This window comes from Streptomyces tanashiensis, assembly GCF_014648895.1.
Classification (GTDB): Bacteria; Actinomycetota; Actinomycetes; order Streptomycetales; family Streptomycetaceae; genus Streptomyces; species Streptomyces tanashiensis.
In genome coordinates this window covers 12,974-38,052 of record NZ_BMRZ01000027.1, presented here as the reverse complement: position 1 = coordinate 38,052, position 25,079 = coordinate 12,974, and the positions used below count along the sequence as shown (strand labels likewise).

22 protein-coding genes are annotated in these 25,079 nt (G+C 71.8%); 8 read left to right on the top strand and 14 right to left on the bottom strand.

What is annotated here, in order from left to right:
- Positions 1-201: alpha/beta fold hydrolase (locus tag IE237_RS39075; RefSeq protein ID WP_189806970.1), on the top strand; the 201-nt coding region annotated here is incomplete at its 5' end.
- A gap of 84 nt (positions 202-285) precedes the next feature.
- Here the strand turns inward: IE237_RS39075 and IE237_RS39070 are convergent.
- From IE237_RS39070 to IE237_RS39060, 3 genes are all read right to left on the bottom strand, one after another.
- The gene (locus IE237_RS39070; RefSeq protein ID WP_189806969.1) at positions 286-3,108 is read right to left on the bottom strand and encodes an ATP-binding protein; all 2,823 of its coding nucleotides are present in this window, start codon (positions 3,106-3,108) and stop codon (positions 286-288) included.
- 8 nt (positions 3,109-3,116) lie between these two features.
- On the bottom strand, positions 3,117-3,542 hold the full coding sequence (locus IE237_RS39065) for a hypothetical protein (protein ID WP_189806968.1): 426 nt from the start codon (positions 3,540-3,542) through the stop codon (positions 3,117-3,119).
- A gap of 138 nt (positions 3,543-3,680) precedes the next feature.
- Positions 3,681-4,241 carry a hypothetical protein gene (locus IE237_RS39060; RefSeq protein ID WP_189806967.1) on the bottom strand — a complete coding sequence of 187 codons (561 nt, stop codon included), beginning with the start codon at positions 4,239-4,241 and terminating at the stop codon, positions 3,681-3,683.
- Positions 4,242-4,471: 230 nt separating this feature from the next.
- On the opposite strand from IE237_RS39060, the gene IE237_RS39055 reads away from it, so the two are divergent.
- Positions 4,472-4,879 (top strand): PLL family lectin, encoded by a 408-nt coding sequence (locus IE237_RS39055; protein ID WP_189806966.1) that lies wholly within the window; start codon positions 4,472-4,474, stop codon positions 4,877-4,879.
- A 111-nt stretch (positions 4,880-4,990) separates the two neighbouring features.
- Here the strand turns inward: IE237_RS39055 and IE237_RS39050 are convergent, their stop codons facing one another.
- Positions 4,991-5,647: a maleylpyruvate isomerase N-terminal domain-containing protein gene (locus tag IE237_RS39050; RefSeq protein WP_189806965.1), complete on the bottom strand. Its 657-nt coding sequence runs from the start codon at positions 5,645-5,647 to the stop codon at positions 4,991-4,993.
- Positions 5,648-5,759: 112 nt separating this feature from the next.
- Between IE237_RS39050 and IE237_RS39045 the strand changes: the two genes are divergently transcribed.
- Positions 5,760-6,098: a thioredoxin family protein gene (locus IE237_RS39045; protein ID WP_189806964.1), complete on the top strand. Its 339-nt coding sequence runs from the start codon at positions 5,760-5,762 to the stop codon at positions 6,096-6,098.
- Between the two features lie 74 nt (positions 6,099-6,172).
- Here the strand turns inward: IE237_RS39045 and IE237_RS39040 are convergent, their stop codons facing one another.
- From IE237_RS39040 to IE237_RS39030, 3 genes are all read right to left on the bottom strand, one after another.
- Positions 6,173-6,832: a DinB family protein gene (locus IE237_RS39040; protein ID WP_189806963.1), complete on the bottom strand. Its 660-nt coding sequence runs from the start codon at positions 6,830-6,832 to the stop codon at positions 6,173-6,175.
- A 93-nt stretch (positions 6,833-6,925) separates the two neighbouring features.
- Positions 6,926-7,567 (bottom strand): TetR/AcrR family transcriptional regulator, encoded by a 642-nt coding sequence (locus IE237_RS39035; RefSeq protein WP_229844065.1) that lies wholly within the window; start codon positions 7,565-7,567, stop codon positions 6,926-6,928.
- Positions 7,564-9,066: an MFS transporter gene (locus tag IE237_RS39030; protein ID WP_189806962.1), complete on the bottom strand. Its 1,503-nt coding sequence runs from the start codon at positions 9,064-9,066 to the stop codon at positions 7,564-7,566. Before IE237_RS39030 ends, IE237_RS39035 begins: the two co-directional genes overlap by 4 nt.
- 215 nt (positions 9,067-9,281) lie before the next feature.
- On the opposite strand from IE237_RS39030, the gene IE237_RS39025 reads away from it, so the two are divergent.
- Positions 9,282-11,627, top strand: a complete 2,346-nt coding sequence (locus IE237_RS39025) for an FUSC family protein (RefSeq protein ID WP_189806961.1) — start codon at positions 9,282-9,284, stop codon at positions 11,625-11,627.
- 49 nt (positions 11,628-11,676) lie between these two features.
- On the opposite strand, the gene IE237_RS39020 is transcribed toward IE237_RS39025, so the two are convergent.
- Positions 11,677-12,729 (bottom strand): helix-turn-helix domain-containing protein, encoded by a 1,053-nt coding sequence (locus tag IE237_RS39020; protein WP_189806960.1) that lies wholly within the window; start codon positions 12,727-12,729, stop codon positions 11,677-11,679.
- 272 nt (positions 12,730-13,001) lie between these two features.
- Between IE237_RS39020 and IE237_RS39015 the strand changes: the two genes are divergently transcribed.
- A complete protein-coding gene (locus tag IE237_RS39015; protein WP_189806959.1) occupies positions 13,002-16,685 on the top strand; it encodes a S8 family peptidase in 3,684 nt (1,227 codons plus the stop codon).
- Positions 16,686-16,921: 236 nt separating this feature from the next.
- Positions 16,922-17,368 (top strand): nuclear transport factor 2 family protein, encoded by a 447-nt coding sequence (locus IE237_RS39010; RefSeq protein ID WP_189806958.1) that lies wholly within the window; start codon positions 16,922-16,924, stop codon positions 17,366-17,368.
- Between the two features lie 10 nt (positions 17,369-17,378).
- On the opposite strand, the gene IE237_RS39005 is transcribed toward IE237_RS39010, so the two are convergent.
- From IE237_RS39005 to IE237_RS38995, 3 genes are all read right to left on the bottom strand, one after another.
- Positions 17,379-20,027 (bottom strand): DUF6185 family protein, encoded by a 2,649-nt coding sequence (locus IE237_RS39005; protein WP_189806957.1) that lies wholly within the window; start codon positions 20,025-20,027, stop codon positions 17,379-17,381.
- Between the two features lie 182 nt (positions 20,028-20,209).
- The gene (locus tag IE237_RS39000; RefSeq protein WP_189806956.1) at positions 20,210-20,590 is read right to left on the bottom strand and encodes an FKBP-type peptidyl-prolyl cis-trans isomerase; all 381 of its coding nucleotides are present in this window, start codon (positions 20,588-20,590) and stop codon (positions 20,210-20,212) included.
- Positions 20,591-20,848: 258 nt separating this feature from the next.
- Positions 20,849-21,742 (bottom strand): AraC family transcriptional regulator, encoded by an 894-nt coding sequence (locus IE237_RS38995; protein ID WP_189806955.1) that lies wholly within the window; start codon positions 21,740-21,742, stop codon positions 20,849-20,851.
- Positions 21,743-21,904: 162 nt separating this feature from the next.
- Here IE237_RS38995 and IE237_RS38990 point away from each other — a divergent pair, with 162 nt between their 5' ends.
- Positions 21,905-22,348, top strand: coding sequence for a hypothetical protein (locus IE237_RS38990; protein ID WP_189806954.1), 444 nt, complete (start codon positions 21,905-21,907; stop codon positions 22,346-22,348).
- A gap of 358 nt (positions 22,349-22,706) precedes the next feature.
- On the opposite strand, the gene IE237_RS38985 is transcribed toward IE237_RS38990, so the two are convergent.
- Complete coding sequence (locus IE237_RS38985; protein WP_189806953.1) at positions 22,707-23,333, bottom strand: HIT family protein; 627 nt, start codon at positions 23,331-23,333, stop codon at positions 22,707-22,709.
- Between the two features lie 213 nt (positions 23,334-23,546).
- Between IE237_RS38985 and IE237_RS38980 the strand changes: the two genes are divergently transcribed.
- On the top strand, positions 23,547-24,044 hold the full coding sequence (locus IE237_RS38980; RefSeq protein WP_189806952.1) for an HIT family protein: 498 nt from the start codon (positions 23,547-23,549) through the stop codon (positions 24,042-24,044).
- Between the two features lie 87 nt (positions 24,045-24,131).
- Here the strand turns inward: IE237_RS38980 and IE237_RS38975 are convergent, their stop codons facing one another.
- Both IE237_RS38975 and IE237_RS38970 read right to left on the bottom strand, forming a co-directional pair.
- On the bottom strand, positions 24,132-24,503 hold the full coding sequence (locus IE237_RS38975; protein ID WP_189806951.1) for a S26 family signal peptidase: 372 nt from the start codon (positions 24,501-24,503) through the stop codon (positions 24,132-24,134).
- A gap of 86 nt (positions 24,504-24,589) precedes the next feature.
- Positions 24,590-25,042, bottom strand: a complete 453-nt coding sequence (locus IE237_RS38970; RefSeq protein ID WP_189806950.1) for an NUDIX hydrolase — start codon at positions 25,040-25,042, stop codon at positions 24,590-24,592.
- Between the last annotated feature and the right edge of the window lie 37 nt (positions 25,043-25,079).

Genomic DNA, 25,079 nt, shown 5'->3' with positions numbered 1-25,079 from the left:
GACATCCCCGCCGTCGACGTCCCCGCCCTGATCCTGCACGGCACCGCCGACCGCATCCTGCCCGCAGAGAACACCGCCCGCCCCTTCCACAAGGCGCTCCCCGCCGCCGACTACGTCGAGATCGAGGGCGCCCCGCACGGTCTGCTGTGGACCCACGCCGAGGAGGTCAACACCGCCCTCCTCACCTTCCTGGCGAAGTGACGCCCGACGCGCGCCGCATGCATGGCGGCGGCGCCGTGGCCCTTGATGTGACGGACATGATGCATCCCGGCACGGGGACGCCCGTCAGGTGAGCGGGTGGCCCACGCTCGTGAGAAAGGCCGCCGTCTCGCGAGTGAGATAGGGGTCCCGGACACGCCGCGACGTGAGCAGGGCGGCCCTCCAGGACCTGGACGCGTCCTCGGCACTCCCGGTGGCGCGCTGGGCGAGACCCAGGACGAGGAGGGCCGCCACATGGCCCTGGAGGTCGTTCGCCGACCTGGCGAGTGCCTCGGCGTTGAGCGCGGCCGAGAGCGCCTCGGCGTGGCGGTTCTGGCCGTGGCGGGCGTTGGCCACGGTGGTGAGGGCGCGGCTTGCTGCACCGGGACGGTTCGCGTAGGTGAGGAGAGTGAGGGCGCGCTCGGCGAACCGTACGGCCTTCTCATGGTTCTTGAGCAGCAGATGGGCGTGAGCGATCGCGGAGAGGGCCTCGCCGTGGCCTGCCTCGTCGCCGACCGCCATGGCGACATCGGCGACCTGACCCTGATAGCGGATGGCCCGCGTGTAGTCCCCCGATTGGAAGCATTCGCGTGCGAAGTCCGCGAGCAGACGAGCCTGAGCCGCCGGCTCGCCGATGCGTTCGTAGGCCCGGACGGCGATGTCGTAAGCGGCGGCGACGTGGGGCAGAGTTCGGTCCGTCCACGTCAGCTCGGCCACCCGGCCGCGGTACCGCGCCTCTTCGCCGCCGGTGAGTCGCTTCGCGGCGTAGCGGGCCAGCAGGTCGCAGACCTCGCGCCAGTCCTCCGCTTCCTCCGGCTCCAGGTCCTCGGGGATCAGCGCGAGTGCGCGCCGCGCCGCCTTCTGGGATTCGCCGGCGTAGGGATCGAAATCGCCGGCATGGGGCCGTGCCGGCGGCAGTCGGGTCAGGGCCTTGCGGGCCCAGGTCGCGGCCTCTTCCTGAGGGCTGCGGGGAGGTGCGGTGGCCGCACCCGCCCTGGAGCGGGTGGCTCGGGGGCCGTGCTCCTTGGGGATCCCGTCGAGTCCGCGAGCGGGTCGGGGGCCCGGCTCCTGGAAGGATTCGTCGAGTCCGCGGGCCTTCGCCACCCGTGAGATGTCCTCGCGCCGCATGTGCACGAACCGACGCTTGTCCTCTCCGAGGAGACGCTCGCTCTCCGCGACCGCGGCGCGGGCGTGTTCCAGCAGTTGGCGGCATTCGGCGATGCGTTCGACCTGGAGGGCGGCCATGATGATCATGTACTGGAAGCGCAGCAGATCCTCGGCCGCCGCCAGCGCCTCCTCCCTGCGCCCTGCGGATTCCAGGGCGAGCATCAGTTCGTGCAGCGCACGGGATCTGCCGGGATAGTCCTTCGCCTCTCTCGCGAAGACCACGGCCGACCGGGCGGCGGCCTCCCATTCGGCCGTCTGATGGCGGTGGGCGTGCACCGCGATCAAGGCCTCCTGGATACGCAGGGCTCCGTCACCGTCACCGAAGGTGGCGGCCATCGAGATCGCGGCCTGGAGGTTGGACTGCTCACGGTCGCACCAGGCCAGGGCGTCCTCCGCGGCGCGGAAAGCCGGTGACGCGGTTGCGGTGCCGGTGTTCAGGGTCGACAGGGCGGCGGCCGCCATCGCGATGTAGTGCTCGATGAGCCGGTTCGACGCCTCGCCCTGGGCGTCGCGCTCGCGACCGAGGAGTTCGATCGCATAGGCGCGCATGAGGTCGTGCTGCCGCCAGACGCCCGTTCCCGCCCGCTCGACGACGTGGGCGCGGGCCAGCTCGCGGATCAGCCGCGCGGCCTCGTCCTCGGCCCTGTCGATGAGCCGTGCGGCGGCGTCCGTGGCGATGTGGGGTCCGGGATTCAGGGGCATCAGCCTGAAGAGCAGGGCCTGGTCGGGCGTGAGGCGGCGGTACGAGAGTTCGAACGCCGCCCGCACCGCCCGCTCCCCGTCGTCCAGGACGTCGAGCCTGTGCTGCGCGCGGGCGAGCTCGTCCGCGAGTGCGCCCGGGGTCAGGTCCGGGTCCCGGGCGAGGAGCGCGGTGGCGATGTGCAGGGCCAGCGGCAGGTGGCCGCACAGGTGGCAGAGGCGTTCCGTGCCCTGGACGTCCAGTCGGGTGCGGCTGTCGTCGGGGGAGAGGAACACGAGCTGCTCCGCGACGAGAGCGCGGGCGCCGACTGGTGTCAGCGTGCCGAGTTCGAGGGTGCGGGAGCCTCGCGTGGCCAGGGTGTGCCGCGAGGTGATGAGGGTGCGGTGCACCCTGGAGCGCGGCATGAGGTCGGCGATCTGCGCGCTGCTGGAGGCGTTGTCGAGGACGAGCAGGACCGGGCGTCGCTCGGCGGCGCGTTCGGCGAGCAGCCGGTGGTACTGGGCCGCCTGCCCGGCGACCGAGGCGTCCAGGGGGCCCTGGTGGCCGAGGGCGTGGAGCATGGGGGCGAAGACGTGCTCGGGCATCACCTGGTCGGTGGGGTCGGGGGCGTATCCGTCGAGGTCGACGAAGACGGCGCCGCCCGCGTACCAGCCCCGTGCCACCGCCTCGGCGGCGCAGGACCGGGCGAGTGCGGTCTTGCCGATCCCGGCGAGCCCCGCGACGGACGAGGCGACGACCATGCCGGTGGCGCCGTGGGTCGGGTCGAGGACGGCGAGGACGTCCCGCGTCTCGGCACTCCGGCCCACGAAGACCTCCGCCGCCGCCTCGTCGGTGGGCAGTACGGGTTCGACGACGGCCAGTGGACCGGCGGGTCTGCCGTGGTGGTGCGTCTCCGACACGTACAGGTCGCGGGCGGCCTGCACGGCCCGTCCGCCGGGCGCGGAGACCTCAAGGCGTACGCGCGGGGGGTGGACGGTGGACATCGTGCCCGGAGCCGCCGAGTGAGAGGGGTCCTCCGCCCCCTCCGACACCTCCATGGACATGCGCGTCCTCAGCGCTCGGTGATGGTCATGTCGCGCGCGGCCTGGTAGACCCGGCCGCCGTCGGAGGCGTGGGCCTCCAGGTGCTGAGTGCCGACGATCTGACCTTCGGGCCGGGCGCTGTGCGTGGCGATGTCGTCGGCGAGGCGCGCCAGTTGGGCGGTGAGCTCGGCGGTGAGGGCCGGGTCCGTGAGGAGGAGGTCGCGCAACCGCAGCTGCCAGAGCTGCGCCAATGCCGCGTCGACGGCGACGTTCCGTCGCTGGTCGTCGACGATCGTGTGCAGCTGTGTCAGCTCCGTGCCGACTTCCTCGGCGCGCTCGGGATGCACGCGACGCCAGAGAGCGACGACGCCGTCCCGCGTCTGCTGCCAGGCGTCGGTGGCCATGGCGCCGACGAGTGCGGTGCCGGCGAGTCCTGCCACAGTGATCGGATCCATCGCGTCCCCCTCGCCGCCCGAACAGCTGTCCTGGCGACCAGAGTAGACGGCGTACCTGACGATCCGGAGGCTCTTTCCCCGTCCCGGTGGATGGGGACGACACTCAGCCCCGGCCGCTTCGCGTGGGAGAGGGGCGCGTCAGGGCTTCAGGAGGGCGGCCGCCTCGCGGGCGGCGTCGATCGCGCCGGCTCGGGCGGCCTGCCGGTCGTCGTCGCTGCGGGCGTAGGCGAGGGAGATCACCATGTTGCTGCGGCGGAAGACGACCTGAGCGGTGATGTTCTTGCCGGGGGTGGGCGGATGGAAGCGGAGGAACGCCTCGTCGCCGATGCCGAGCACCTCTTCCCGGGTGTCCGTCTCCCAGCCCAGCACGTCGTCGGTGCGCTGCTCCTTGATGTCCTTCCGCGCCAGTTCGACGGTGAGGCGGCTGGCGAAGAGATGGACGTTGGCCCGGTACTTCCCCTTCTCGCGGGGCGCGGACCAGGTGCAGGAGGCGACGTCCTCGCGGCCCCCGTACGACTCGGGCACGAGGCGGTGGATCGTCTCGGGAGTGACGAGCCCGCAGAACCTCGGATCCGCGCTGAACTCGCCGTCCTGCGCGTGGTCCCACCACCGCCATGCTCCGCATGCGGCGAGGGCTATGAGGGGCAGCGCGATCAGCACGATCACGGCGCGAGGTGAGGGCTTGGGGGGAGTGGTCACCGCGGCAGCATAGGGGCCCCGCCTCGGAGGGACGCCTGGATTTGCCGGCGACAGGCGCGGTGGCGGGGATCGATGGTGATCAGTCCATGCAGGCGCCCTGCGTGGCTTTCGGACGAAGCGGGACGGTGCCGTCGCTTGCGGCGCAAGTGGGACGTAAGCGAGACGTTAGGGGCGCGGAGCAGGATCGGGGTTGTTGTCTTTCGCGTACTACTGTCAGGAATTCCGGATACATGAAGAAGCTCCGAGCTGCCGTCGTCACGATCGCCGCGGTCGCGGGTCTGGCCATGGCCGTCCCGCCGACCGCCCAGGCCGCGAGCGGCTGCACGAGTGGCGGCAAGGCCTACATCTGCGAGTTCGGCGTCACCACCAAGAAGCTCCCGAACGGGACCAAGCAGGTCTTCCTCGTGGCCCCCGACCGCGCCGTATGGACCCGGTGGACCGACTCCGACGGCGACTGGAGCCACTGGCTGTCGATGGGCGGCGTGGCGATGAGCGCCGTAGTGATCACCGTTCCGCAGGCGTCTCTGCCCTGGCAGTTCGCCATCCACGTCATCGGCGGGGACGGCGTGGGGTGGTTCCGCGAGCGCGACGCCAACGGAAACTGGAGCGAGTGGGCCCGTAACAGGGACCCGCAGTAGCCGACCCCCGACAGCGCGCCCCCGCGCACGGCCGTCCTCACGGCCTGCGGGGGCGCGCTGCCGTCGTGGCGCGGCCCCGCCGCCACGGTGAGCGCGCCGGCCGTGCTTCGTTCAGCCGAGCGAGAGCGGGATCCGCACGCCGGCCCCGGACAGCGCGGCCCGTTCTGCGGAGCTCGGTTCGCGGCGGCCGGTTCCCACGAGCAGCGCGTCCGTGTCGGACAGTTCGGCCGGGAAGGGCGCGCCGGCGATCCGCTCAAGGAGTGCGCGCGCGGTGGACAGGCTCTCCGCGGGCGGTCGTGGCGCCCCTCGCAGGTGCGCCACGAGGTCCAGGTGGTGCAGGGTCCACTCCAGGACGTACGCGGAGAGGTAGTCGCCTGCCGTGAGCACCTCGCCTCGCGTGGCGACCGCGCGTCCGGGGTCGGCGAGCACGGCGGCGCGGCCGGCGGCGGAGCCGACGTCGTCGAGGTGGAACTTCAGGAGTCCCGGATCCTCGTACGCCGCGGCGAGCCGTACGGTCAGCGCGTCCAGCGGGTCCTCGCCGGTCGGCGGGGTGTCGGCCACCTCCCAGTAGCTCGCGGCGTCCCGTGTCGGGGGCGTGTCGGCGGGTGTCGCGAGGGTGATGAGGACGTCCTGGGCGTCGATGACGAGGTGGCACACCAGGTCGCGTACGAGCCAGCCGGTGCAGCCCGACGGCTGTGCGAAGTCGTCGTCGGCGAGACCGGCGACGGTCTCGCGCAGTGCGGTCCACGAGGTTGAGAAGTCGTCCACGTCCGCAAGCTACCAACAGGGACACCTGATCGCGGGCTGCCGGTCGCAGCCGAGGTCGTCCGGCGAGGGATGATGGGGGACGGAATGACGGAACGCGAGGTCAGGAGCTTGCATGGCGAAGCGGGTTCACCAACCCCGTGAGGACGCGGAGTTCGATTTCATCCTCCGGATGAGCGGAGTCCCGGTCCTCGCGTACTTCATCGGGACATGGCCCAAGGCGATCGAGCCCTGCCGGGCGATGGACCTCGTCGTGGGTGACGTCGCCGACGAGTACACCGGCCGCCTGACGGTCGTCCGCACGGACATCACACGTTGTCCGGCCGCGACCACGCGATACGGAGTCACCGGCGCTCCGTCCTACGTCCTGCTCAAGGAGAGTGAGGCGGTGGCGCACTCGGAGGGGCCGATGACCATCGCCGAGGTACGGGACCTTCTCGACGGCCACCTCTGAGCGGGCGGGCGCCGCGACACCGCCCGCCGCGGGCGCCCGACCGGGTTCCGGCCATCCGCCACTCACCGTCGCGCCTACGCCCGGGGCGTGCCGTCCCAGCGCCAGGTGGTGAGACGGGGGTGTCCCGGCAGTTCGGCGCGGCCGGTGGCCCACAGGAGGGTGGGCCAGGGATCCGTGGACGACGGTGCGTCCGGGAACAGCCGAGCCAGCACCCGAGAGCACAGACCGGCAGGCGGGGTCCATGCGAGGCCGAGCCCTGCGGCCAGGTCATATGTGTGCACCAGGGTCTCCACGATTCCCATGGCGGCGAAACCCTCGGGGTCCGAGACGCCGAAGCCGTGGTGGGCGCGGGTCTGCGGAGGCACCGTTCGCACCATGGCGACGAGCAGCGCGCCGCTCGCTTCCAGGACCTGCAGCAGGCCGACGGGCCCCGCCGTGCGGTCCGCGTGAATGGCGTTCGCCGGGCCGCCGGGACGGCGGCTCTCCCATACGAAGGGCACCTCGCCGTCCAAGGGCGGTGTTCGGGGGCCCAGTTGCGCGGCGTAGGCGAAGAGGTCGTCGCTGAGATGCTCGACGGTTTCCCAGCAGTCCCATTCCAGCGAACCGGCCTTGCCCTCCCATGCGGCTGGGGGCGCCTCGCGGAGGACTGCCACGGCGAGTTGGACGGCCGAGTCGAGGTCGTCGGCGGTGACGGGGGGCCGGGAAAGGGCACTATCGGTTGATGATCGGGACATGGACGGACCGTACCGCGATCGGAGAGGTCTGCCGCTTCCTTTTTGTTCGGTGGGCGTCCGGCCGGCGCGCCTCGTGTTCGAGGGTGTCGCCGCTCAGCCCCCGTCGACGAGGTGCTGGATGCCGGGGGCGTAGAGGTCCGCGAGGCGTTCGGCTGTGGTCTGGGCGGTGGCGCCGTCGGGGCGGTGGAGACTCAGGGTGGCGCCCAGGCCCAGGAGCTGGCCGGCGACGAGTTCCGCGCGCAGTCGGGCGTCGGGGCCGGTGAGGAGGCCGGCGAGGCGGTCGGTGACCTGTTCGCGGAAGCGGGCGCGCAGCAGCGTGCGCTCGTCCTCGATGCCGAGGGAGAAGACCACGCGCAGGAGCGGGTCGCCGCGGAGCCGGTCGCGGAGGTCGATCATGGTCAGGACGAGGTGGCGGCCGAGGTCGGGCAGCGGGGCGGTGAAGAGTTCGGTGGCGGCCGGCCGGAAGTCGACGACCGTGTTGAACAGGGCCTCCTTGGTGCCGAACCGTTTGACGATCAGGGACGGGCTCACCCCGGCCGCCGCGGCGATGCCCCGCATGGTGACCTCGGCGTACGGCTTGAGCGTGAACGCCCGCCGCGCGGCGCGGATGATGGCATCGCGTCCGGTCTCAGGGCCTTCCTCCCCTCCGTCCATGGGGGAGGCCCCGGCCTGCGGGCGGACGGTTCGACCCGCGTCGGCCGTGGCCGGGGAGGTGGATTCGTCGGCGGTGCTCATGCGTTCCCTCGGGCGGCGCTGGTGGGCGGTGACACCGTGACCGTACCGCCCGGCTGGTCACCGTCGCGCGGGGCGTCCCGCCCGGGCCGGTCGGACGGCAGGAGGAGGGTGGCGACGAGGGCGGCGAGGGCCGCTCCGGCGGCGACCAGGAAGATCAGCAGATAGGCGTGGAGCGTCGGTGCGGTTCGGCCGTCCGCCACGAAGGTCACACGGGCCAGTACGGCGGTGACCACGGCGCTGCAGCAGGCCTGGCCGACGGAGCGCATCAGGGTGTTGAGGCCGTTGGCCGAGCCGGTCTCGCTCACCGGCACGGCCCGCATCACGAGCGCGGGCAGCGCCGAGTAAGCGATGGCGGTGCCGCAGGCGACCACGGTGGCGCCGGCGACGATCAGCCAGAGGCTGTGGCTGGTGAAGAAGCGCACCACATAGCCCAGGGTCATGACGACCGCCGCGACGGCGAGCGCGGTGCGGGGCCCGTACGTGGCGGAGATCCGCGCCGAGAGGGGAGACAGGGCCACCATCGCGAGTCCGCCGGGCAGCAGGCAGAGTCCGCTGACGACGATCGAGGCGCCGAGGCCGTAGCCGGTACTCGTGGGCTCCTGCACGAGCTGGGCCGTGACCAGGGAGTTCGCGTAGAACGAGAAGCCGATGAGCAGGGCCGCGATGTTGGTCAGCAGTACGGCGGGCCGGGCGGACACCCTCAGGTCCATGATCGGGGACGGGGTACGCAGTTCGTACCAGCCCCAGACCACACCCACGGCGACCGAGGCGCCGAGCAGGCCGAGCGTCAGCGCGGAGGTCCAGCCCCAGCCGGAGCCCTGGGTGATCGCCAGGAGCACACCGACCAGCAGGACGGCGAGGCCCAGCGTGCCCGGCACGTCGAAGCGCCCCCGGGTGCGCACGGCCGACTCCGGTACGACCCACAGCACCAGCAGGAGGTCGAGCAGGCCGAGTGCGGCGGACGCCCAGAACATGGTGTGCCAGTCGAAGTTCTCCGTCACGACGGCGGCCAGCGGCAGTCCGATGGCCGCGCCGATGCCGAGGGTGGAGCTCATCAGCGCGATGGACGGCAGGACGCGCTCGGCGGGGAGCTCGTCGCGGATGATGCTGATGCCGAGCGGGATCACCGCGAGAGCCGCGCCCTGGAGGGCCCGGCCGGTGATCAGTACGCCGATGTCGGAGCTGACCGCGCAGAGCACGGAACCGAGGGTGAGCACCCCGAGCGACGCGAGGAGGACCCGCCGCTTGCCGTACATGTCGCCGACCCGGCCGAGCACCGGGGTGAACACCGCGCCGGTGAGGAGGGTGACGGTCACCAGCCAGCCCGCGGCGCCCGCGCTCGCCCCGGTCAGCTCGGGTATGTGCGGCAGCAGCGGCACGACGAGGGTCTGCATGACGGCGACGACCATGCCGCAGAAGGCGAGGACGGGGACGACGAGCCGGGAGCGGGCGTGCCCGGATGTCGTGCCGGGCGCGGATGCGGGGGCGGCGGAGGTCATCGTGCTCCAGAGGTGGTGCGAGAACCGGGAACGGCAGGGGTGTACAAGTGTGCACCCCAGGGTAAACAAGTGTGCACCCCCTGTCGACGCCGGGTGTGCCGCGCCCAGCGCCTGCTCCTCGAAACGGTGGCGCACATCCCGGAACGGGCCCCGCTGTCCGGGACCGTCGGCCTCCCCGCCGTGCCGGGTCCCGAGGGACGGGTGATGCTGGGGGCATGGGTGGCGCGTTCCTGCGACGGCCCTCGCCCGCCTACCGGGCGGCCGGGCGGCGGGCGCTGCGCGTCACGATCGCCGCCGCGGCCGGGTTCTACGTCCTTCTCTACGGCTTCGACTCGGCGGTCGGCGCGACATACGCCCTGTTCGGCGCGATCGCCATGGCCGGGCTGTCCCACCTCCCCGGCTCCGGACGACAGCGGGCCAGGCTGCTGCTCGACGTCGTGCCGGTGTGCTGGGTGTTGATCACGCTCGGCACGTACCTGTCGGTGCGGACGTGGAGCGCCGTCGTCGGCATGCTGGTCGTCGGATTCGCGTTGGCCTTCATGGCCGTGGGAGGACCACGCTTCGCGGGCGCGGCCACGGGCCTGCAGCTGATGTACATCCTGCCGTCCTTCCCGCCCTACGACCCCGGCTCGCTCGGCGAACGGCTGGCGGGGGCCACCTTCGGACTCGTCCTGCTGATCATCGGGGAGCTGACGCTGTTCCCCGAGCCCCCCGCCCTGCCCTACAGCGAACGGGCCGCCCGGGCCGCCGACGGCGCGGCGCGCTGCGCGGACCGGCTGCGATCCGCACCGTACGCGCTGCCGGAGGCCATGCGGCGCACCGCCCGCGTCTTGAGCACGGAGCTTCGGTCCTCCCGCGTTCCGGAGGCGGAACGGCCGGCCGGAGCAGGTGTGCGGCCCCGCGCCCTGGCTCATACGGGCCTGGCGACGCGCACCCTGCTCGGTCGGCTGGCGGCATTGCCGCCGCCTCCCACGGGTGCCGGTCCGCCCGGGGAAGCCGGGACCGAGGCGGGCGCGGCAGCGGGAGACATGGGCCGGGACGGCCGTGCCAGGGTGTCCGAGGTGCCGGAGACAGGGGGAGGACCGGACCCGCTGCGGGCGGTCGCGGACGTGGCGACGGCGACCGCCGTCCTGCTGCGGGACGCAACCGCCGACGGCCGGGCACACGCCCGGCTGCGGCGGGTCCGTGAGGCACTGGCAGCGGCCGAGGACACCTCTCCCGCCGCGCAGCGCCGGAATGCGGCGCTTCTGGAGGTGGCGGACGCGGCGCTCGCGATGTCCACCGCGGCCGACATCGCCGTACGGGGCCGAGCCGCCGACCCACCGGCGCCCGGCCGGTTCTGGTACGCGCGGATGCGGGCACCGGGGCTGTGGTGGCGGCGCCTGTCGGGCCACGTCGGCGGGCGGTCGGTGTTCTTCCAGAACGCCGTACGGATCAGCCTCGCCCTGGCGGCGGCCCGGTTGATCGCGGGCATCGACACGCTCCCGCACGGCTTCTGGGTGCTGCTGGCCACCCTGACCCTGACGCGCACGACGGTACGGGAGACCCGGAGGACGGAGCGGATCGCGCTGACCGGCACTCTCGTCGGCGCGCTGGTCGCGGCGGCAGTGCTGGCCCTGGTCGGAACCGACATCGAGGTGTACGCGGTGGCACTGCCGCCGCTGATGCTCGTCACCTTCACGCTCGGGCCGGTGAAGGGCGTCGGGTGGGCACAGGCGCTGTTCACGGTGGTGGTCGCCCTGGTCTTCGCCCAGCTGGCGCCGGCCACCTGGCAGCTCGCCGAGTTCCGGCTGCTCGACGTGCTGACGGGCAGCGCGATCGGCGCGGTGTTCGGGCTGATGGCCTGGCCGCGCGGCGCCCACGACGAGTTGCGGCGATCGGTCGCGGTGCTGCTGCGGATCGCCGCGGAGATCGTCGTGGCGACGACGGCGCAGATCGCGGCGGGCGGGCGGCGCGTACCGGTGGTCACCGCGCCGGGCCACCGGTCGCTGCAGCACGCCCTGGTCATGGCGGAGTCGGCGTACGCGCAGTACCAGAGCGAACCCAAGGGGCAGGTGCCGCCGCCGGTCGGCCAGGACTGGCAGGCCGCGCTGATCGCCGGGCACCATACGCTCTGGGGCGCCGACCGGCTTCTCGTACCTCCCGAGCCGGTCGTGGTCCCGCCGCTGGGGAGGGAACCGGCGGAGTCCCTCATCCGCGCGGGCGACCGGGTCGCGGCGGGCATGCTGCTGACCTCCGCCCGCATGGATCCCAGCGGGGACACGGGGGAGACGCCGGTACCGCTCCCCCTCCCGACGGACTCCGCCACCTTCGCCGACGACCCGCCCGGCGCCACGCGCGCGTACTACGCGACCGTGTCCTGGCTGGCCTCTCTGACGACGGACCTGGTGCGGCTCGCCGGCGACACCGATGCCGACACCAGCCCCGACACCGATGCCGACCACAGCGCCGCCGGTGTCGACGCCGACCACGCCGACCACGCCGACCGCACCCACACCGGCGCCGACACCGGCGACACCGACGGCGGTGCCGACACCCACGCGTACGGCGACACGCACTGAAGCCGGCGATCGCGGACTTGCCCCCTGTCGGACGCCGGGCTTCGTGCCCCTACGCCAGCCACCCCCGCTGCGCCACCTGCCACACCAGCTGGGTCCTGGTCAGGGCCCCGGCGCGCTGCATCAGGGCCTGGATGCGGCGCTGCACCGTGCGCTGACTCACCCACAGCTGGGAGGCGATGGCCTTGTCCGCGACCCCGGCGACGATCAGGGAGAGCAGATAGCGCTCGTCGTCGGCGAGATGCACCGCCGGGCGCGGGCTGCCGTCGAAGTCGGCCAGTTCGCCGGAGTCGGTCACGTGCAGCGGGGTCGCCGCCGCCCACTGGCTCTCGAACAGGGCGATCAGCGCGTCGAGCAGACTGCTGCTGTGGACCACGGCGGCCGTCGGCTCGCCCGCCCGGTCGGCCGGACCCGCCGCCCGCTCGGCACCGTCGAGGCCCTCCCGACTCTCGTACACCAGAGGGCAGATGGCCATCGAGCTGTCCGCGATCACCAGTCGCACCGGCAGCGTTCCGACGGCCCGAGCCTGCTCGCCCGCACGGATGCTCCGGGCAACGTTGTCAACCATGCCGGGTCCTTCGAGGAGTTCGCGCTCGTAGATCGTCTTGTACCGCACGCCCCGGGCGAGCAGCTCCCACTCCTCGTCGTTCTCCGCCGCCGCCAGAGCGACCGGATGAGCCTTGCAGAGCCAGCGCATCTCGTCGGCCCCGTACGCCATCTGCCGCAGCCGCTGCCGGATCACGTTCGCCCCGGTGATCACCTCGACGAGCTGCCCGGCGTCGTGCCGCCGACCGCCGGCCCGGTACTCCTCGGCGAGCTGCTCCACGCCCCGCCGTGCCCATTCGAGCGCTTCGTGCCCGCGGAGCAGCAGCGGGCGCAGCGCGGCGTCGGGCGCCATCGGTACGTACCGTTCGGGACCGCCCTCCGGTCGTACGGCGGCCCGCCCGACAAGGCCCTTGTCATGGAGCGATGACAGCAGCCAGTGGACGCGTGCGACGTCGAACCCCAACTGCCCGGCGATTCCCACGGCGTCGGCTTCCCGTGCCCCGACGAGGAAGCGGTACACCCGTTCCTCCGCGGCGCCGACCCCTGCCGCCGCCAGCATGTGCCCTTCTCCCACTAGGCCTTACCCCCACCCTGGTTGGACGTGACCACCCCCCGCTCCCGAAGTGATCAAACCACAACAGGACCGTCGGAAACGAGGGTTCGCATTACCACAGGGGATTCGTCGCAGCCCCTGGGTGTGCGCAAGGTGGCGGTGAGTGGACATGTCGCTTCTTCGTCAGTCGCGGGCTGTAGCGAAGGTGATCGTTCCTGTTGACTCTTGGTTCCGCCGGACACGGATCCCCCTCCGCCGGCGGAAGGAGTGCCCTCAGCATGCGCAGCAGACGGAGAACCGCACTGCTCGGCTTCGCCCTGGCAGCCACCATGACCGCCGGCGGCCTGGCGTACGGCGCGACCCCCCTCCCGGCGACCGGGGAGGACGCGGTGACCGCCGCACCCCGGGACGCTGTCCGCACCGCGACGGTCACCCTGGTGACCGGCGACAAGGTGACGGTGGCAACGAGGGACGGCAAGACCCTCGCCGTCAACGTCACGCCGTACCGGGGCAGCGCCTCCGGACTGCGGACGTACACCGTCGGCACCGACGTGTACGTGATCCCCCGGGACGTCGAGGCACTGATCCACAACGGCCGGGTCGACAAGCGCCTGTTCAACGTCACCCAGCTCGTCGCCCAGGGCTTCGACGACGCCCACCGCGCGTCGACTCCGCTGATCGTGCGCTACGACTCCGCCGGCACCGCGACCCCCGGTGGAGCCCGTCTCAGCCGCAGGCTCCCCGGCGTGCGCGGCGCCGCGGTCACCGCCGACAAGGCCAAGGGCGACACCTTCTGGGAGGCCGTCGACGACGACAGCGCCCGCGCCGGAACCCCCGAGGCCCGCCTGTCGGACGGCGTCCAGCGACTCTGGCTGGACGGCAAGGTCGACGCACTCCTGGAGAAGAGCGTCCCGCAGATCGGCGCACCCGAGGCGTGGGCCGCCGGATACGACGGCACCGGCGTCAAGGTCGCCGTCCTCGACACCGGCGTCGACGCCACCCACCCCGACCTCGCCGACCGCATCGCCGAGAGCCGCAGCTTCGTCCCCGGCGAGACCGCGCGCGACGGCCACGGACACGGCACCCACGTCGCCTCCACGATCGCCGGCAGCGGAGCCGGTTCCGGCGGCACGTACCGGGGCGTGGCCCCCGGTGCCAAGCTGCTCGTGGGCAAGGTCCTCGACGACGGCGGCTCCGGCTCGGAGTCCGGCATCATCGAAGGCATGGACTGGGCCGCGCACTCCGGCGCGAAGGTCGTCTCCATGAGCCTGGGCGGCCAGGAGGGCGCCGACGGCACCGACCCCATGTCGCTCGCGGTCAACGAACTCACCGCCAAGACCGGCGTCCTGTTCACCATCGCCGCGGGCAACAGCGGCCCCGGCGACAAGACGGTCGGCTCGCCCGGTGCCGCTGCCGCAGCCCTGACGGTCGGCGCCGTGGACTCCGCCGACGCCGTCGCGAGCTTCTCCAGCCGGGGCCCGCGCGGCGACGGCGCCCTCAAGCCGGAGATCACCGCACCGGGCGTCCGGATCGTCGCGGCCCGCGCGGCGGGCACGACGATGGGCACGCCCGTCGGCGACCTCTACACCACCGCGAGCGGCACCTCCATGGCGACGCCGCACGTGGCGGGCGCGGCCGCGATCCTCGCCCAGCGCCACCCCGACTGGTCGCCCGCCCGGCTGAAGAGCCTGCTCGTCAGCACCGCGAAGACCACCGCCGACACCTCGGTGTACGCCCAGGGCGCGGGCCGTGTCGATGTGGCCCGCGCGGTCCGCCAGTCGGTGTCCGCCGACGGCACCGTCGACTTCGGCCTGCGCGGCTGGGACGACTCGGGCGCGGTCGAGAAGAAGATCGCGTACGTCAACGACGGCGACACCCCGGTCACGCTGGCGCTCTCGCTGGAGAACGCCGGTGAGACGCTGCCGGCCGGCACGCTCGCCCTGGGCGCCGACTCGGTGACCGTCCCCGCGCACGGCACCGCCGAGGTCGCCGTCACCCTCGACAGCGGCAGCGTCACCACCGGCTCGCACGGCGCTCACGTCACCGCGCGTGCCACCGACGGGACGACGGCGGTGACCGCGATCGGCTTCGGCCGGGACGTCCAGCGCTACGACGTCACGCTGAAGGTCCTCGACCGCGACGGCAAGCCGACCGGCGGCATCGCCGCGGTCACCGACACCACCCTGGACCAAGGGGTGATCCCGGAGACGTACCCGGTCGGCGAGGACGGGACCGTCGTGCTGCGGGTGCCGCGCGGCGAGCACTCCTTCATCGCGGAGATCTTCCACTACAGCCCCGACTGGAGCATGCTCCACGAGTACACCTACGCGGCCCGGCCCGGCACACTCATCGACTCGGACCGCACCTTCACCTTCGACGCCTCCAAGGCGGGCCGGGTCACCATGACCACGCCCCGCCCGTCGGAGACGAACCGCCTCCGCGTCGGCATCGCCTCCAGCCCGACCTCGAAGGTCCTCGTCCACAACCGCGAGGTCTGGCTGGGCGGCGAGACGGCCGTCTACTCCGTCCCGTCGGCCACCGCCGACCCCACCCTCTTCGAGTCGCGCGTCGGCTGGTCGCTCAGCGCACCGGCGCTCGCGGCCCGGCTCGCCGGACACGGCGGCCGTGCCCTGGACGTCTCCTACTTCCAGGGCTGGACGGGCTCCGCCCGCTTCGACGGCAGCCGCACCCTCCGGGTCGCCAAGCCCGGAGAGGACGTCCGGGGCAAGCTCGCACTGGTGAAGCGGGACCCCGGGACCACCACGTACGCGCAGGTCGACGCGGCGGCCGACGCCGGAGCTCTCGCCGTGCTCGTCTACAACGACACCCCCGGCGGCTGGCTGGCGGGCAACTGGAGCCCGAAGGAGACCCGCATCCCCGCGATGACGGTCTCCGGCGCCGAGGGCGAGCGCCTGCTGGCCCAGTCGGGCGCCCGGATCACCTTCACCGGAACGGCGGTCAGCCCGTACTCCTACGAACTGCTCAAGTACCGCGCCGGCAGCATCCCCGCCGACCAGCACTACCGCGTCAGGACCGGTGAACTGGCCTCGGTCGACAGCCGGTTCCACGGCACCACCGCCGGAGCCGAGGCCGGATACAGCCGCCTGATGCACTCGCCGATGCAGACGGTGGCGAACTTCTCCTTCGGGCGGGTGACGCTCCAGCGCACCCTGACCGAGTACGTCACCACGGGACTGCGGACGTACGAGGCCATGAAGATCGGCCCCGTGTGGTCGGCGGGCGGCGCCTGGCAGGTGACGGCCGCCACGAAGTTCACCCCCGGACAGCAGGTACGCCGCGACTGGAACAAGGCCGTGGTCCGCACCGCACTGCCGAGCGACCTGGACTACGCGGCCGCCCGCGTCGGCGGGGTGGGGGCCGTCGCCGCCGCGGGGCTGCTCGACAGCGGCTCCGGGCAGTGGGCCGTCATGCGCAACGGCACCGACAAGGAACTGACCACGGTCTACCGGGACGGCGTGCCGCTCGGCACCGCGCCCGCCACCAACGTCGCCTTCCCGATGGTCCCGGAGCGCGCCGAGTACCGGGTGGTCACCGACGTCCAGCGGGACGAGGCCGGCTGGAACACCTCGACGAAGGTGCGCACCGACTGGCGCTTCCACTCCGCGCAGGGCGAGGGCCGGACGCTGCTGCCGGTCCTGTCGGTCGACTACCGCCTCGGTACCGACCTGGCCAACAGCGCCCGGACCGGGTCCCGCACGACCGTCGGCCTCGACGCACGGCACCCGAAGGGCCTCGCCGGCCCGGCGATCACCAAGGTCGAGCTGTGGGCCTCGTACGACGACGGTGCCTCCTGGCGGAAGGTCCGCCTGGACGGCCGTCTGAACGGCACCATCGACAACCCGGCGGCCGCGGGCTTCGTCTCGCTGAGGGTCACCGCCACCGACGCCGACGGCAACTCCGTCGACCAGACCGTGACGCGGGCCTACCAGGTCCGCCGCTGACGGACCGCAGCCGAACGGCCGGGGCACCCGCGTGCGGGTGCCCCGGCCTCGCGCACGGTCCGGACGAAAGACGACGGGCAGCGGACCGAGACGCAGGAGGACCGGGCGGAACACCACCCGCCGGCTCGCCTCACCTCCCTTACTCCTGAGGTAATCGACGGCCCTGCCCCGATCCCGCAGGATCGAGCACACCGGCGGGGTCCCGCCGGGATCCGACCGCAGCAAGGGGAAGCGCCATGCCCGCCAAGTCCACCGCCACCGCCACCGCAGAGAGTTCTCAGGGCGAGGCCACCCGGGCCGTCGTGCGGGAGTTCCTGGCCGCCCGACTGGCCGGGGACACCGAACGGCTCGTCGCGCTCTTCGCCGACGAAGTGGACTGGCTGCTCGCCGAGAACCCGGCCGTCCCGTGGATCCGCCCGCGCACCACCGCGGCGGAATGCGCCGCCCAGTTCACGGAGTTGATGAAGGGCACCGTGCCCCAGGACGCACGGGCCAGTGTCGACACCTTCCTCGTCGACGGCGCCGACGCCGTGCTGATGGGGCACTTGTCGGGGACCGTACGGGCGACGGGAAAGTCCTTCGAGGGCCCGTTCGCCCTGCGTCTCACCGTCGAGGACGGCCGGATCACCCGACACCACCTCTACGAGAACAGCCTGTCGATCGCCGAAGCCTGCGCCCCGTGAGGGAGGCGCCCTACTCCTTCGGATCCGGGGCGGTGTTGGGATCGGCGAGGAACTGCCAGATGCTGATCATGGCGACGATCTGGGCGACGAGATACGCGAACTGCAGTGAGTAGTAACGCATCTGATAGACCGACAGAAGCAAACCCATCCTGCTCTGCCAGTACCGTCGCTCCGTGCGGAACGTGTCGAAGTCCATCGCGATGCCGGTGACCGTCAGGACGAAGAGCATCGCCGACACCGCGATCGCCAGGCCCGCGGTGCTCTCGTCCGTGAAGTGCATGACCAGGCCGTCGACCGCCGCCGGCAGTGCGAACGCGAAGGTCACCGGCAGAGCCTTCGCCGCCCCTCGCTGCCCGGGGAGCCGGCGCCACAGCGCACCGAGGACGAACGCGGCTCCGGTCCAGGTCGCCGTCCAGCCGGCGAACGACAGCAGGAGACCGGGGACACCGAAGTGGTCGGAGAGGCTCGACGCCCAGCCCTCGCCACGGATCTGCCAGACCCAGATCATGAGGAAGGACGCCGGCACCGCCGGAATCAGGGACAGACGGGCGCAGCGACTGCCGTTGGCCCACCAGGTGTCCCTCGGTCCCAGCGCCAGGGCCGCGTCCACCACGGAGATCTTCGCGGGGAGCCGCTCCGTGCCTCCCGACAGGGGCGGGCTCGCGGGCCAGTCGTGCAGGTCGCTGAGGTGTCGTTCGAGGTCGCTGCGTTTCGGGGGCGTGTCGCCGAACAGCCCTTGATCGAGGCGGCGCAGTTCCGCGTGGATCTCGCGGTAGGAGCGGGACTTCTGGAGGAGCGTCGCCCGGCCGGCCGCGTCCGCGACCGCCGCCAGGGGCCGCCCCGAGCCTTCGAGGGGCTGCGCGAGGGCGGACCGCCCGGTGAACGGCGCGACGAACCCGTACAGGGCCAGCATGCCGAGTAGCTGCCACAGCACCGAGATCGTGCTGAAGCCGGCGACGTACCCGCCGGGGAGGATGACCGCCACTCCGAAGAAGGTGACGAAGAGCAGCCGGTCGGCCGGTTCTTCGAGCGGGGAGACGGCGGTCGCCGAGCGCCACGCGCGCAGGACCGCGAGCAGCGCGACCGCCGTCAGGAGCCACAGGTACGAGGAGAGCCAGTCCTGCGCCCGCGGCACGGAATGCAGAGCCTCCCAGACGAAGTCGTTCCAGTGGTCGCGGCCGTAGTCGGGGACGGTGCGGTCGCTGAGCCAGGAAGCCCGTCGCCAGGCGCGTTCCTCGGTGAGGGCGAAGAAGACCGAGACCAGGATCGTCCAGGCCAGGACGGCCGGACCGGCGACGCGAAGTCTCAGGACACGGTGACTGCCGGGGAAGCGGCGGCTCGCGGGCAGCAGACCTCCGTCCGTGGCCAGGCGCCAGGCGGCGGCCGCGAACGTGAGCGAGCACAGGGCGAAGAGGCAGACGGACGCGGTCGTCTCGGCCGCCAGCGCGAGACCGGACGCCCCGAGGAGTGCCTCGCTGCGCAGATCGAACGAGCCGGGCACCAGCGTCACCAGCACAGGTGCCACCGTGAGGCAGGCGAGTGCCGCCCAGACACGACGAGTCGGTCGCGCCACGGTGAGCAGCACGGCCACGAACGCGAGGGCGAGGCCGTAGTTGCGGAGGGCCAGGTCGTCCTGCCACAAGATGCCGCCCCGCCGCTCCCCGTACTGCTGGAGGACCGCTCCACCGTCGATCAGCAGGCCGAGGACCGTGGACGCCACGCCCCACTGAGCGAGATTCCGCAGTGTGCGGTCCTGCCGGGCCGTGGGAGGCCCCCACCGCCTGCGGTAGAGGGCCACCCCGGAGAGGAGCAGCGCACTGGTCACGGCGCTGGAGATCACGTAGCCGCTGCGGTCGATCAGCAGACCTGCCAGGCGGTTGCTCTGGGAGCCCCAGGAGCGCTGCCAGGAAGGCTTCAGCCGGACGGACACCGCGGGAACCGGCTCGGGCGGGGGAGCCTGCACTCCCGCCTTCGGCTTCCCTTTCCCGGCAGGAGGTGCCTTGCCCGATGACGACGGATGCCACAGCAGCGCCGTGGTGCCCGCACCCCCGTCGGGCGTCGGCGACGCGGTCTCGGCGCCCGGGGCACCGGGGTCCACCTTGATCTCGGTCCACCGTGCGCGGGCGAGGGAGGGAGGCGGGGAGAGGCTGATCGTCCACCGGTCGCCGTCCGCCCGCACGCTCCAGAGACCGGCCTGGACGGTGTCGTACACGTTGACCCAGGTGTGGGCCCGGTCGACGACCGTGACGCCGCCGTCCTTCTCGGCCGTGACCAGGGGCGGGGCGTCGCGCCATTCGGACCAGCGCCGGTGCTGGCCGCCCTGCGGGCGGGTGAGACAGGACATCGCCCGGATGTACTCGGGGCTCTCCTCACTCAGCAGCAGGTCCCTGGCGAAGGCCCAGGCGGCGGGCACGTCGACGCGCAGCTCGGACCGTACCGTCGTGGACGTGCGCTTCCCGTGTTCCAGCAGCACCCCGGTGCTGACGCGCGCCGTCACCAGTCCCGTGGACCTGCACTCGTCCACCGGGTCGGCCGCCGCGGGAGGTGTGGCGGCGAGCACCAGCATGAGGAGCAGCGCCAGGACGGCCGTCGACCGCCCCGGAAGACACCCGCCCACCCCTCCCGTCACGACGCGTACGGCACGGTTGCGACCGTTCAACAGAGTTCCCCCCTCGGAAATCCGCGAACGCCATGATGACGCAGAGGTATGCGACGAGGCACCCCTGCCCACCGATCGAACTGCTGGTCGACAGAGGGTGGTCGGCGGGCGGGTCGCCCGGCGGGGCGCAGATCCGGGCGGTACGCGAGGCGGGGAAGGGGTCGGGCAGCAGAAGGCCCGTCTCAGACCGCGACGGAGAGCAGGTCCACCACGAAGACGAGCGTGGAACCCGCCGGGATCAACGGCGAGGGCGACTGCTTGCCGTAGCCGAGACGCGGGGGAACGATGATCTCGCGCCGACCGCCGACCTTCATCCCTCGGATGCCCCGGTCCCAGCCCTTGATGACCCTCCCACCGCCCACGGCGAACTTGAACGGCAGGCCCCGGTCCCAGGAGGCGTCGAACTCCTTGCCGGACTCGAAGGTGACGCCGACGTAGTGAACCTGGACGACCCTGCCGGGCTTCGCCTCGAGCCCGTCCCCGACGATCAGGTCGCGGATGGTCAGCTCGGTGGGGGCGTCCCCCTGCGGAAGGTCGATCTCGGGCTTCGTCGGTTCACTCATCGCGGCCTCGTCACACTCCTCCGGAGGCCCTCGTACGGACCTGCCGGGCGCATGGTCCCTCCATGCGGTGGTGATCACGCTACCGACAACGCAGGGAGTGACCACGCGCAGCAGCACCGGGCCCACGACATCCTCGGTGTCGCCCTGGTGAGACCCGACCCGACCGGGGCTGGCCGTCGGGCTCCGGGCACGTCGTGGACAGGCCCGAGGACCGGGACGTCGCCCTCCGCGAGGAAGGCGACGTCCCGGTACCGGTCGTCACGCCCCGGCGCTCCCCGAGACCCGCTCGACCGGGACCCACAGCTGGGAGTCCGTCTCCGCACCGATCTCCACCGGCTGCGTGCGCAGCAGCTCCGGACCCGGCCGGCTCGCGTACGGATTCGACGGGAACCACTGCGTGAACACGTCCCGCCACAGTTCCTGGAGGGCGATCGGATAGGGCCCGTGGTTGTCGAAGACCGCCCAGGTCCCGGCCGGCACGTCGAGAGCGTCGAGCTCCTCCGCGGCCGCCTCGGGGCCGGCGACCACACCGATCCAGTAGTCCACCTCGGCGCCCTCCTCCCGGCTGTCGGTCAGGTGCACCACCGCCGACAGGACCCCCTCCGGCTCCCCGTCGGCCAGCTCCTTCATCCGTACGATCGCCTGCGCGTCCAGGCTCTCCACGTGCGCCGCGGCCGCAGCGTTGACCCCCTCGTGCACGAGCGGGACCCGCGCCTTCCTGCCGACGACCCGGAACGCTTCCTTCTCGACGATCCGATACCGCATGGTCGTACTCCCTTCGACGACGACACGGAAGGACATGCGCGGCTGCGCCGTGAGCGTCGCACCCGTGCGCCGGGCCTCGCCCGGCCCGATGCCGTGCACCGAACGGAACGCCCGGGCGAACGCCTCGCCCGAGCCGTACCCGTACCGCACAGCCACATCGAGCAGCGTCCGCTCCCCGCCCAGCACCTCGGCCCCGGCGAGCGTCATGCGCCGGCGCCGCACGTACACGGAGAGCGGCATCCCGGCGAGCGCCGAGAACAGGCGCCGGAAGTGGTACTCCGACGTCATCGCGATCCGGGCGACGTCGGCGACGTCGACCTCCCGGCCCGCCGCGGCCTCGAGGCAGCGCTCGATGTGGTCGAGAGCCTGGTTGAGCTGCTCCAGCACGGGTGCGTGTCCTTCCTTCTGATGTCTTCACCGTAGGAATCACCACCCTCCCAGGACCCGATGATCCGTGCCCGAAACGATCGGGTGCCCATCGCGAGGGGGGCGCGCCGACAGCGGAGAAAGCCCCAGTTGACCGGGACCGTGACCTGTCATGATGGCGCGATGACACAGACAGGTCCCGATCGCGAGCTCGCTGCAGCCATGGAGGACGCGGACTCGCCGTTGTGGTCGGTGAGAGCCGATGCGGGCCGGCGGCTTGCATCAGCACGGGAACCCGTCGGGGTGGCGGACGTTCTCCACCGGCTGTTGCTGGACGCGCACGACACGGGCGTGACACAAGAGACGGCCGAGGCATTGTTGGCGCGCGAGGACACCTGGGGACTGCGTACCGTCCTGGCGGCCCTCTCCCGCGCGGTGGACACGTGGACCTTGGACCAGCTCAGCTCAGCCGTGGACTGCGACCCCAGCTGGATGACGGAGGAAGGCGAACGCCGACTCGTCCGGCAGCTGCAGGAGCTGAAGGCCGACGACGATGCCGGTGTCCGTGATGAGGCCGAGAGGCTTCTGAAGCCCATCCTGCGGCACAGGCAGAGCTGTGATGGTTGACCTTCACGCCATCGCGGACAGACCCTGAGCCGCTGATTCATCAAGGACCCTCGGCCTTCACGCTCCCCGCTCCGGCGTACGGCCGGGCCGACTTCGGCCTCCTGCGGAAGCGAGTCCCGCTGGTCTCCAGACCGACCGGTCACGAGCTCCGCTGGAGGCGCTCCGGCCGGAAGCGCGAACACGTCCACACCCTGGAACAACACTCGGTCCCCTCCGGGGCGACGGCCTTCCCAGCTCGATGGCCAGAGCCGTAGTAGACCGAGGTGAACTGACCGACACACCGGACAACCTCGCGGTCGCGGACAGAGCCACCCAGATCGAGGACCCGGAGCTCAGTCGGTTGGCGTCCGCCAGCGGATCAGTCGTGCGGCGATGCACCGGCGGCCGAGCGACGTCCACCCGCAGAGGCGACCAGGGTGTCCGCCACGAGGGCGGCGTCTGCCTCCGCGACATCTGCCGGATACTCGGGCAGCAGATCGTCCCAGACGGGCAGCCACGAGCCGTACAGCTGGGACTGTCCCTCGGGCCGGGCGAAGAACCAGATGTGCAGGTGCGCGCCTCCGTCACCGATGCGGTAGACGTGGGCACGCGAAATGTGCGGGAGGGCCTGCACATGGCGGACGATGTGAGTGGACAGGACCCCCAGTTCGGCCGCCAGCTCATCCGGCAGATCAGCCATGTCGTAGTGCTCGATCGGATGCAGCATGAGCACCAGCGGCACGCCGACCCCCGCGATCCACGTGAGTCGCCACCTGTCGTTGAACCAGATCCCCTCGCCTCGGTCACGGCACGCCTCGCAGTTCGACGGGTCCTCGCCGTGTCGCGGAGGCTCGGGCAGAACCGGAGGGCGCAGGGGCGAGACGCGCAATCCGTCCGATTCGAACGGGCTGATGTCCCACCCTGTCATGCGCGCGAGCGGGAGTCGACGCTCTTCATCCGTAGCGGCGAGCGCGTGGTCATAGAACTCGTCAGGTCGCAAAGCCATGGTGCGAAGACTAGTTCGACGTCGGTACGACATGAGGACCGGGGTGATCGGACTCCTCCCTGGCGGGCCGCCGGACCGTGACCTCCCTGTGGGTGACGTTCAGACACACGGGATCGCGGCCAGAGCCCTTGAAGACGAACGCCCCAGCCCTTCAGCTCACTTGCTCGGCCTCTGAATCGACGAGCGGCTTGAGTCCGCGTGTAGGTTTCGGCCATGACTGATGACTGGCGAACGGACCGGATCGGCACTGCTCTGAAGGGCGAGAACCCGACGGTGTTGCGGCGGCTGACGTCGGGGTTCGCGGTGATCGGGGACGTCCAGTTCCTGCCCGGATACTCGGTCCTTCTCGTGGATGAACCGGACGTGCAGCGGCTGTCGGACCTGCCGAAGACGAAGCGGCTGGCGTTCCTGTCCGACATGGACCAGCTCGGTGAAGCGGTCGAGCGCGCATGTCGGCGGCTGGACCCGGCATTTCGGCGAGTCAACTTGGAGATCCTGGGCAACACGGACCCGTTCCTGCACGCGCATGTGTGGCCGCGCTTCGAGTGGGAGCCGGAAGACGTGGTGGGTGTCCCGGTGTGGCTCTACCCGCGTGAACGGTGGAGCGACGAGCGATTCAAGCTCGGTCCGCAGCACGACGTGCTACGAGAGGCGATCGGCGGCGAATTGGACCAGCTGCGAAGCCGTACCTCAGCGGACCATCCGCGGTAGCCGTCGGCGCCCGTCGTCAGCGATCTCGCGGAGCGCACTCGTGCTGCCACGAACACGGCCTGACGACCCCGATGACGCGGGAGAGCGTCAGATTGTGGAGGAGGTGGCGGAGTTGGCTGACAGCGCCTTGTCTGCAGCTCCCGACCGGGGGACACCGTCCACTGCCACACAGATACCGAAGACACGATCGTGGCTGGTCCAGCCGTTGATGTGGCCGCGGTTGTTGCTGATCTGCACCCGCCTTCTGGCGAGGTTCACCGACGACACCAGATGCAGATAGACGGTCCCGGCGACACGGGCGAGGACGATGTCCCCGACCTCCAACTTCGCCGGGTCGACCGGAACTACGACCACCTGCTGCCGACTGCGTATGAGCGGAACCATCGATGAGCCGCTGGGCCGGAACGTCACGGCAGTCCCGCCGGCCACCCTGCCTGCCACTGCATCCAAAGCACCCATCCGGCGATCGTGGCAGATTCCCTCGGATCACCCCACCGATTTACGGGGCTGCTCCAGGCACCTGCGGGGTGGCCGTGCTCGGGCGGTCAGTGGAGCGGGCTGGTGCCGTCACCCGCCACATGGATGCGGAGGGCGTCGACGGTCGGCGGTGACAGCAGGGCGTCGTCCCGCAGGTCGGCGAGGGGGATCCACATCGCCGCGTCCGTGGAGCCGTCGACCTCGGTCACCGCAGGCGCCCCGCCCTTGAGGGAAACGCCGTAGAAGAGCGCCGTGAGGCTCCAGCTCACTCCCTTGCGCCGGGCCGAGTACGTCCGCGCGTCGAGCAGCCGGGCATCCGTGAGTTCAAGCCCCGTCTCCTCCTGGAGTTCGCGGGCCAGGGCTGTCACGGGCTGTTCGCCCGGGTCGATTCCACCGCCCGGCAGGTGCCAGAGGCCCGGTGTGAATACCGGCGAGGCGTCCGACAGCCGAATCAGCAGCATCCGATCGTCCTCCGCCGCGACCGCGTATGCCGAAATGCGGGTTCGTACCTGATCGTCCATGCGTGACTCCCCTTCACACAACGAATGCTGGCAGGCA

Excerpts from the sequence above, each read along its gene's own strand:
- IE237_RS39070 (WP_189806969.1), bottom strand. The coding sequence starts at position 3,108 with ATGTCCATGGAGGTGTCGGAGGGGGCGGAGGACCCCTCTCACTCGGCG.
- IE237_RS39065 (WP_189806968.1), bottom strand. The coding sequence starts at position 3,542 with ATGGATCCGATCACTGTGGCAGGACTCGCCGGCACCGCACTCGTCGGC.
- IE237_RS39055 (WP_189806966.1), top strand. The coding sequence starts at position 4,472 with ATGAAGAAGCTCCGAGCTGCCGTCGTCACGATCGCCGCGGTCGCGGGT.
- IE237_RS39045 (WP_189806964.1), top strand. The coding sequence starts at position 5,760 with ATGGCGAAGCGGGTTCACCAACCCCGTGAGGACGCGGAGTTCGATTTC.
- IE237_RS39040 (WP_189806963.1), bottom strand. The coding sequence starts at position 6,832 with ATGTCCCGATCATCAACCGATAGTGCCCTTTCCCGGCCCCCCGTCACC.
- IE237_RS39035 (WP_229844065.1), bottom strand. The coding sequence starts at position 7,567 with ATGAGCACCGCCGACGAATCCACCTCCCCGGCCACGGCCGACGCGGGT.
- IE237_RS39030 (WP_189806962.1), bottom strand. The coding sequence starts at position 9,066 with ATGACCTCCGCCGCCCCCGCATCCGCGCCCGGCACGACATCCGGGCAC.
- IE237_RS39025 (WP_189806961.1), top strand. The coding sequence starts at position 9,282 with ATGGGTGGCGCGTTCCTGCGACGGCCCTCGCCCGCCTACCGGGCGGCC.
- IE237_RS39020 (WP_189806960.1), bottom strand. The coding sequence starts at position 12,729 with ATGCTGGCGGCGGCAGGGGTCGGCGCCGCGGAGGAACGGGTGTACCGC.
- IE237_RS39015 (WP_189806959.1), top strand. The coding sequence starts at position 13,002 with ATGCGCAGCAGACGGAGAACCGCACTGCTCGGCTTCGCCCTGGCAGCC.
- IE237_RS39010 (WP_189806958.1), top strand. The coding sequence starts at position 16,922 with ATGCCCGCCAAGTCCACCGCCACCGCCACCGCAGAGAGTTCTCAGGGC.
- IE237_RS39000 (WP_189806956.1), bottom strand. The coding sequence starts at position 20,590 with ATGAGTGAACCGACGAAGCCCGAGATCGACCTTCCGCAGGGGGACGCC.
- IE237_RS38990 (WP_189806954.1), top strand. The coding sequence starts at position 21,905 with ATGACACAGACAGGTCCCGATCGCGAGCTCGCTGCAGCCATGGAGGAC.
- IE237_RS38985 (WP_189806953.1), bottom strand. The coding sequence starts at position 23,333 with ATGGCTTTGCGACCTGACGAGTTCTATGACCACGCGCTCGCCGCTACG.
- IE237_RS38980 (WP_189806952.1), top strand. The coding sequence starts at position 23,547 with ATGACTGATGACTGGCGAACGGACCGGATCGGCACTGCTCTGAAGGGC.
- IE237_RS38975 (WP_189806951.1), bottom strand. The coding sequence starts at position 24,503 with ATGGGTGCTTTGGATGCAGTGGCAGGCAGGGTGGCCGGCGGGACTGCC.
- IE237_RS38970 (WP_189806950.1), bottom strand. The coding sequence starts at position 25,042 with ATGGACGATCAGGTACGAACCCGCATTTCGGCATACGCGGTCGCGGCG.